This is a genomic window from Vibrio sp. Vb1337, from assembly GCF_033338715.1.
Taxonomy (GTDB): Bacteria; Pseudomonadota; Gammaproteobacteria; order Enterobacterales; family Vibrionaceae; genus Vibrio; species Vibrio alginolyticus.
In genome coordinates this window covers 1-1256 of sequence record NZ_JAWOTD010000140.1, presented here as the reverse complement: position 1 = coordinate 1256, position 1256 = coordinate 1, and the positions used below count along the sequence as shown (strand labels likewise).

Sequence of the window (1256 nt, the reverse complement as noted above, 5' to 3'; positions counted from 1 at the left end):
CGCAAGTTAATCACGCAGGGATTTCATTTGCTGCAGCGAGAAAAAGTCATCATTTATATCGAAGTCAAACTGTGCCTGATGCGTGGTAAAAATGGTTTTATTCCCCGGTTTATCGACGGGTTTCATCTCCATTCGCGTCGCTATCTTTCTACCGCCTAACTCTTTAACGTCGTAAGTCGTCAACACATTCACCCGTTCATCGAACTCATCATAAAATTCCACTTTGCGTTGCAAATACGTCGACTGAGAAATCCACAACGTAACTTTGTTCCAAACAACAGGCGCATCAGGTTTAGCCGTCGCTTCAATGACCCAGACTTTATCCCCCTCAAAGCTGTCATTGCCGAGTAAAGCGTGTTGATAATCCACAACGATTGATGATTGGTTGATCAGATCATCATTAGTAAAATCCGACCCCATCCAAGATTGGCTCAACATAGAAGGCGCGATTTTAATTATGCGCTCAATACTCGGCACCCAATTCCACATTTCTCTATGACGCTTTAGCGATGCGCTGCCTTTATCTTTGGCTGGCGCGGTTACCAACACGAGCGACAACTCCGTGCCTTTTGTCCAACTTTTCATCGTCATAGAGCGTGTCCAATCAGGACGAACGATCTCCATGGTTGCCTCGCTATAACTGGATTTCCCCCTCATTGCTTGGTCTGATTTTTGGACAATATCGAAAGCACTTTCGGCATACGAAAGTGAAGTGAAGAGCAGGAAAAACAGAGCGGCGACAGCTTTTGGCATAACTTTCCTCTAAGTCTTTGAGCTAATCTCAGAAACGAAAAGCGGCAATAAAAACTTGAAATTCAATTGAGTATAGCAAGAGGAAAAATCGAAATAGCGATTCACTACGCAAAAACTTAAGGCACCTGACGAAGAAGAGGCTCAACTTTGCTTTTATCGATCACTTTGAACATCGCGCAGTTTTTACCATTCATTTTGCCGCAGTACATGAGTTGGTCGGCTTCGTGCAAGTTTATGATGCCTTTGAACTCGCGATAATAGGCGCAACCCAAACTCACGCTGACATGGATCGCTTGCCCATTGAGTAAAACAGGTCGATCGTAAACACAGCTGCAAATCGCCTTTGCAAGCGTTTCAGCTTCTTTTTCAGATAGAGAGGCAGTCACCAACGCAAATTCCTCACCACCGATTCGCGCTAAGGTTATTCGTTCGTCAGTCAGCGATTTTGCCGTGTCGGCAACAGCGACAAGCGCTTCGTCACCGCTTAAATGGCCGTATTTGTC

Annotated in this window: 2 protein-coding genes; both read right to left on the bottom strand. The window is 45.1% G+C overall.

What is annotated here, in order from left to right; genetic code table 11:
* Window positions 1-6: 6 nt before the first annotated feature.
* Window positions 7-753: an outer membrane lipoprotein-sorting protein gene (locus R7E42_RS24535; protein WP_318073169.1), complete on the bottom strand. Its 747-nt coding sequence runs from the start codon at window positions 751-753 to the stop codon at window positions 7-9.
* Between the two features lie 116 nt (window positions 754-869).
* Window positions 870-1256, bottom strand: a 387-nt coding sequence (locus R7E42_RS24530; RefSeq protein WP_318073168.1) for a GGDEF domain-containing protein, incomplete at its 5' end; no start/stop codon positions are given.

Excerpts from the sequence above, each read along its gene's own strand:
- R7E42_RS24535 (WP_318073169.1), bottom strand. The coding sequence starts at position 753 with ATGCCAAAAGCTGTCGCCGCTCTGTTTTTCCTGCTCTTCACTTCACTT.